Here is a 1,384-nt window from a genome sequence, read left to right as displayed (position 1 = left end):
CTTAATATATTTTTCTGTAAACTCTCAAGCAATATTTTCACTTAAACATTCATATGCTTCGGAGTTCTTATTTTTATGTTTTGAAAGTTCTTTCATGACCTTCTTTGAAATTGTTTTAGCAATGTATTTTTTAATAACCTCATTTGCTGCATCAATATAAATTTCTAAGTAATCATTTCAAATACTTTCTTTTTCCTCAACGGAAACTTTTTTATCTGTAAGACTCGGATTAAATTCTTCAATCTCATATCCATAGGCTTCTTTAATATAATCAAGGTCGCTGCTATTATCTGCTGCCAATAAATCTAATGGATATTCTTTTTTATCTCTATCGTCTAATTCTAATCAATCATCAATAATTCCTTTTCCTAAATCAGCTCCTTCATTTTTTAATACTTTGATAAGTTCTTTATCTGTGTTAATAATTTTTCTCATAATTTATTAATTTTCCTTTTTTTTAATTTTCTTTCCTTTTACTGCCTTCAACATATTCTCTGATATTTTGGTCATCGTTATTTTCACTAAAATCTACAAAATCTATTCATTCTTTACTAAATTCATATTTATCTTTAAATCAATAATAAATATCTTGTAATAAATTGTTTTTCTTTGTTCCTTTGTGTATTAAATCATAGTAAGATCCATATTGTTTATCTAATCTTTTTCCTTTGTCATTTGTATAAAACATAATGAAGCTATCTATTATACCACTGCCAATAATTGCCTCTGGATATTGTTTTTGCAATACCATATTAAAATCTCTATATTGTAAACTTTCATCTAGAGGGTTTTTAAATAATTTTTTTGCTCTTTCAATATCAAACTCAAAATAAACGTAGTTCTCTTTAATCAAATCTATTTTTGTGATGTTTTTCATAATTAATTTTCCATTTCTTTAATTTGTTTTTTTAATTCTTCTAATTTATTAAAAACTTGTTTTCTCAAACTATATGGTGGATTTGAAATAATGTAATCAAATAATAAAACGTCATCATTTTTTAAATCAAAAAAATCAAAACCATCTTTAATATGTCTATAAAATACTTTGTGCCCTGCATTTGTTAATACATTTACATATTCACTATCTTTAGTATCAAAAGGACATAGAATATTTGAGTTTTGATTTAGAAATTCTAAAATAGGTTCAACGGCATAAGGTAACGTATATCATTCATCGTTATTTCTAGATTTTGTTTTCATTATTTAATTTCCCCATTTCCTAGTCTTTTTGTTAGGTTATAAATTAATTCTTCTGCTTGTGTTTTTGTTAATTCAATAGTGTTTAAATTAGCACCTTGTAAAGTATCTAACATTGCTAAATACTTCACAAGATAAAATTAAATATGTTTATCTTGTTCTTTGTGAAACTTTAAAAATGTAATAA

The 1,384-nt window shown here is 24.2% G+C and carries 3 protein-coding genes; all 3 read right to left on the bottom strand.

Annotation, left to right across the window (positions count from 1 at the left end; genetic code table 4):
• On the bottom strand, positions 1-435 hold a 435-nt coding region (locus G319_RS08650), incomplete at its 3' end, for a hypothetical protein (RefSeq protein ID WP_026389109.1).
• 22 nt (positions 436-457) lie between these two features.
• A complete protein-coding gene (locus G319_RS0100015; RefSeq protein WP_026389108.1) occupies positions 458-877 on the bottom strand; it encodes a hypothetical protein in 420 nt (139 codons plus the stop codon).
• 2 nt (positions 878-879) lie between these two features.
• A complete protein-coding gene (locus G319_RS08645) occupies positions 880-1,200 on the bottom strand; it encodes a hypothetical protein (RefSeq protein WP_051350824.1) in 321 nt (106 codons plus the stop codon).
• Positions 1,201-1,384 lie beyond the last annotated feature (184 nt).

This window comes from Tullyiplasma multilocale ATCC 49900 (assembly GCF_000483165.1).
Taxonomy (GTDB): domain Bacteria; phylum Bacillota_I; class Bacilli_A; order Mycoplasmatales; family Mycoplasmataceae; genus Tullyiplasma; species Tullyiplasma multilocale.
This window is presented reverse-complemented; position numbering and strand designations above follow the sequence as displayed.